Genomic DNA, 4,588 nt, shown 5'->3' on the forward strand with positions numbered 1-4,588 from the left:
CAATAAACCGGATCTGGACAAGGGCATTACGCGCAACGCCTTTGGTTCCTGTGTTCAACAGGATCATGAGCAGCCCATTTGGAAGGCGATCAATATCGAGCGCCCGGATCTGTTTGTATTTCTGGGCGACAACATCTACGGCGACACTCAGGATATGGCTGAGCTGAAGCGCAAATACCAGACGCTGGGCGCAAACCCCGGTTTCCAAACCCTGCGCCAGCAAAGCCATGTGATAGCTACATGGGATGATCACGACTACGGCGCCGATGATGTCGGCGCTGAATACCCGCAGAAAGAAGCCTCGCGCCAAATCATGCTCGACTTTTGGGGCGAACCGGCGGATTCCGCCCGTCGCACTCGCACCGATGGTATCTACACCGCCCATACCTATGGCAAACCGGGGCAGCGGGTGCAGCTGATTTTGCTCGACTTGCGCTGGAATCGCAGCCCGCTTAAGGGGGTATCAAAGGCAGAATACCTACTTAAAAAGGCCCCTAAAAAGATGGGTCCCTACGAGCCGCTCACTGACACTTCCGTGCAGCTCTTGGGCGAAGCGCAATGGCAGTGGTTGGAGGCACAACTGCGGCAACCAGCGGATTTGCGCATCATCGCCAGCAGTGTGCAATTGCTGCCGGAATTCACTGGCTGGGAAAGTTGGGCGAATTTTCCCCATGAGCGCAGCCGTCTGTTTGGCTTGATCGACAAGCTCAAAGTGGATGGCCTATTCATTATTTCGGGCGATACCCACTGGTCGGAATTCAGCAGGGTAGATGGCGCTGTCGGCTATCCGCTGTGGGAGGCAACGTCATCTGGACTGACCGAAGAATGGAAAGCCATCAGCCCCAACCAGCATCGCTTGGGGGTGGCCGAGCACCGAAATAATTACGGCTTGATTGAAATCGACTGGACTGCTGACCTGCCCAGTATGACGGTATCGATCAAAGGGCAGACCGGTCAGGTCTATATGCAAAATACCCTGCGCTTGCGTGATCTGCGTTACCCGCAACCCTAAACTTCAGCGACTATCAAACGTTTATTCCGCGACCTGTTTGTGTTATCAATGCCGGACCACTACGGCGGCTCAGCAGATTTTCAAAAAACACAAAGAGGTCGCTATGAACAACATGAGATTGAATCCCCGCTACTTGATCGCTGCTGCATTATTTGCGGCAGCGCCATGCACCATTGCACAGACGACAGATTACGTTACCGACAATGTATTCACCCAGGGCATTGAAGGTCCCGCCGTGGATGCGCAGGGAAATCTATACGCGGTGAGTTTTGGTAAAGACGGCACCATCGGCATTATCGATAAAAAAGATAATGCGCAATTGTTTGTGACCTTGCCGGAAGGTAGCACTGGCAACGGCATTCGTTTTGATCGCCAAGGATTTATGTATGTGGCGGATTATTCCGGCCACAATGTGTTGAAAATTGATCCCAACACCAAAGCGATTTCCGTGCACGCCCACAGCGATAAAATGAATCAGCCCAACGATATTGCCATCGCAAAATCCGGTGTAATTTACGCGAGTGATCCCAAGTGGGCTGATAGCACCGGCAATCTATGGAAAGTCGCGACCGACGGCACAGTTACTTTGCTGGAAGCGAATATGGGCACGACTAATGGTGTAGAAGTCAGCACCGACGAAAAACACTTGTACGTCAACGAAAGCGTACAGCGCAATGTGTGGAAATACGATATCGATAAAACCACCGGCGCTGTAAAAAATAAACGCTTGTTAATTCAGTTTCCGGATCACGGGTTGGACGGCATGCGTTGCGATGTCGATGGCAATTTATATATCGCGCGCTACGCCGCTGGTGAAGTCACGGTGGTATCGCCGCACGGCACAGTGATCGAACGCATTAAATTAAAAGGCCAAAAGCCAACCAATGTTGCCTTTGGCGGTGTTGATGGAAAAACCGTTTACGTCACTCTGCAAGAGCGCGGCGCGATTGAAACTTTCCGCAGCGAGCGTGCTGGGCGCGAGTGGCTGTTGCAACAATAGTTGCAACAATAAAAATTGCGCTGATAAAAAAGGCCGACTATCACTTGATAAACGGCCTTTTTTTTATAGCTTAATTTTGTTAATTTAACATTTGCGCTTCGTATTAAGCTGCAGAGCGTTTAAGGTTGCGCATACGGTCATGGCATTGGCGCAGTGATTTGTGGGTGTAATTCAATGCTGTTTTGATATCAATCGATACGGCTTCATGTTGCGCTTTTTGGATATATTCCAGTGTGCGATCTTCCAGTTCTTCCAATTCGGCAATATATACTTGGGACTTATTGCTCTTAATGGTGGCCAGTATATCGGCATAGGTTTTGTGCAGGCTACCGCTGATTGTTGTCCCTGGTTCAGTCTCACCTTCGCGCAGAAAAATGAGTGGTTGTAAGCGTGCTAAAGCTTGCTGGCGCGCATCAATCATCTCTTGGAGGGCAGACTCATAACCGCTACCTTTCAGCTCAATTTTTGCATCGGTGTAAAATGCTACCCCATCATGTAATACTTTGACGAGATCTTTGACGGTTGAGATTTCGTTGCTAGACATAAATTACTCCTGAATATAATCATAATTAGGTGGTTTATGTTGCACATCAACAATGATAATGCTCGGGAGAGGTGTTGCATCATCTGTGCCAGCGTCGAATAACAGTGGGAAATTACGCGGATTGCGGGTAAGCACGCCATTTGGTGAGAGTTTTTTATGTATTTTTTACAAAAAAATTATTAAATGTCATTATTTTTTCAGAAGTGCATTTTCTTTTATGTTAAAAATTTATGCATTAAACATAATGTTTAATGTGCATTATTGTGCAGTCTTATCGCTATGTGCGGTGTCCCACATTTCGCGTGCATCATAACTTTCTTTTTCTGGCCGAACGCCGCGCCCCATACGAATTTCCAGTATGACGAGAGTTTCAGTATCCGGTATATCGATTGATTGTGCGGGCAATTGTGTACGGGTACGGCAACCTAACAAACCACAATTGCGTGTGATAACCGGGCGCGCAGTTGAATCGAATGGATCGGATTCATTTAATGTGCGAAGGGTGCGCTTTTCGATAATAAACCAGTCATAACCCTGCGCGATTGTCAGTTCGCTAGCGCGCATTAATGCATATTTCTGCGCACTAGCACGGGCATGTCCGTTCATTTTAAATTGCACGCGATAATGGTTTTCCGTCAGCGCAATTTCTTTGTATCCTGAACTTTCACCTTTGGCAGCTTTGTATGCGGACTGCGATGTACATCCGCTAATGATCATCATGAGGAGTACAAACAGTATTTTCATTGCACGCTTTGCCTGTTGGTAGCTGATAGTGTGGATTGTGAAAGTGTCAATCATTTTTCCAGCCACGCTGGATAATGGTTGATTCTGCCTGCGCATCAAATGCATCGCCGTGCATCATATTATCCAACGCCTGATCTAACACGGCCGCGCTATTTGTCGCAGTTTGGTAATCGCCTTCAGGCGATACTCCTTGGGTGTATATGGTAACGCTCGGTTCCCATTTGTCGCCGATACGACAGGCAATAGTTTCACTGCTGCTATGTAAGTCACTGACGCGAAATTGACGGCAATAAGTTCCTTGTTGATTGATAAACGTTAAGCGAGGCTTGATCCGTTTGTCATTAGCTAATTTGTGTTCGATTCCGCTCGCTGCTGTATCGAGGGCAGCTGCAATTGCATTCCAATCCCCCCGCGATGAATCCTGGGTGCCGGGTAATAATTGTGCGAGGCCAAAGCCCAATACCAATGCCGTGCAGGCCGCAACTGCTGCATGCTGTTGCAAGCCGCGCTGGACTTTTTTCCACAGTGGAAACGGAATAATTGTTGCGGAGGATATGGGCGTCACTACGTCGCGCGTCGCTACATCGGGCGTCGCTACGTGGGGTGTCATCACGTCGCGCGCCACATCGGTGGGCGCACTAGCCAACAGACTCGCGATAGCATCGGGCAGCGGGCGCGCATCGATGGCGGAATAATGTTGGGCGATCTGTGCGTCTACCATGGCTAATTCAGCCAGGCGATTGGCCAGTGTTTCATCTTCGCTGATTTGCTCGCGAATAAATTCCATTTCATTTTCCGGCAACTCTGCATCGAGGAACGCTGATAATTTTTCGTCGGATACTGTCATGTCATTTCCTCATGCGCCAGGTTTTACGGAGGATGTCATCGATGTGGGATTTAAAAAATTGGCGAGTGCGATGCGCGCCCGTGCCAGTCGGCTCATCACCGTCCCTGCAGGAATCCCCAAGGTTTCAGCCACTTCTTTGTACGACATTCCCTGCAGTGCTACCAACGCCATAATGGAGCGCTGGTCGTCAGGTAATTTATCCATCGCTGCATCCACTTCGCCCAGGGTGATCTGATCGTAGATAGCTTGTTCGCCGTCAACCGAAGGTTCTTCGGTCTCTTCCAGGGAGTAAGCATTGCGCTGGCGGATTTTGCGCGCGCGGTACTCATCGATCCAGATATTGCGGCATACGCGGAATGCCCATTTAGCCACTTCCACATCTCCCGGCATGTCCCCGCTTAGGAGGCGCTCCAGCCTCTTTTGCACCAGATCGTCGGCGTC

6 protein-coding genes are annotated in these 4,588 nt (G+C 49.5%); 2 read left to right on the forward strand and 4 right to left on the reverse strand.

Features of this window, described 5'->3' with window-relative positions:
* On the forward strand, positions 1 to 1,012 hold a 1,012-nt coding region (locus ACWA6V_RS17625; protein WP_449523723.1), incomplete at its 5' end, for an alkaline phosphatase D family protein.
* Between the two features lie 103 nt (positions 1,013 to 1,115).
* Positions 1,116 to 2,012, forward strand: coding sequence for an SMP-30/gluconolactonase/LRE family protein (locus ACWA6V_RS17630; RefSeq protein ID WP_449523724.1), 897 nt, complete (start codon positions 1,116 to 1,118; stop codon positions 2,010 to 2,012).
* A gap of 103 nt (positions 2,013 to 2,115) precedes the next feature.
* On the opposite strand, the gene ACWA6V_RS17635 is transcribed toward ACWA6V_RS17630, so the two are convergent.
* From ACWA6V_RS17635 to ACWA6V_RS17650, 4 genes are all read right to left on the reverse strand, one after another.
* Positions 2,116 to 2,556, reverse strand: coding sequence for a PA2169 family four-helix-bundle protein (locus ACWA6V_RS17635; protein ID WP_449523725.1), 441 nt, complete (start codon positions 2,554 to 2,556; stop codon positions 2,116 to 2,118).
* Positions 2,557 to 2,814: 258 nt separating this feature from the next.
* Positions 2,815 to 3,354, reverse strand: coding sequence for a CC0125/CC1285 family lipoprotein (locus ACWA6V_RS17640; protein WP_449523726.1), 540 nt, complete (start codon positions 3,352 to 3,354; stop codon positions 2,815 to 2,817).
* A complete protein-coding gene (locus ACWA6V_RS17645; protein ID WP_449523727.1) occupies positions 3,347 to 4,147 on the reverse strand; it encodes an anti-sigma factor family protein in 801 nt (266 codons plus the stop codon). Before ACWA6V_RS17645 ends, ACWA6V_RS17640 begins: the two co-directional genes overlap by 8 nt.
* A gap of 9 nt (positions 4,148 to 4,156) precedes the next feature.
* Positions 4,157 to 4,588: RNA polymerase sigma factor (locus tag ACWA6V_RS17650; protein ID WP_449523728.1), on the reverse strand; the 432-nt coding region annotated here is incomplete at its 5' end.

It is taken from the genome of Cellvibrio sp. (assembly GCF_053579595.1).

What these genes read in the sequence shown, in the direction of transcription:
- ACWA6V_RS17630 (WP_449523724.1), top strand. Translation starts at nt 1,116, where the DNA reads ATGAACAACATGAGATTGAATCCCCGCTACTTGATCGCTGCTGCATTA.
- ACWA6V_RS17635 (WP_449523725.1), bottom strand. Translation starts at nt 2,556, where the DNA reads ATGTCTAGCAACGAAATCTCAACCGTCAAAGATCTCGTCAAAGTATTA.
- ACWA6V_RS17640 (WP_449523726.1), bottom strand. Translation starts at nt 3,354, where the DNA reads ATGATTGACACTTTCACAATCCACACTATCAGCTACCAACAGGCAAAG.
- ACWA6V_RS17645 (WP_449523727.1), bottom strand. Translation starts at nt 4,147, where the DNA reads ATGACAGTATCCGACGAAAAATTATCAGCGTTCCTCGATGCAGAGTTG.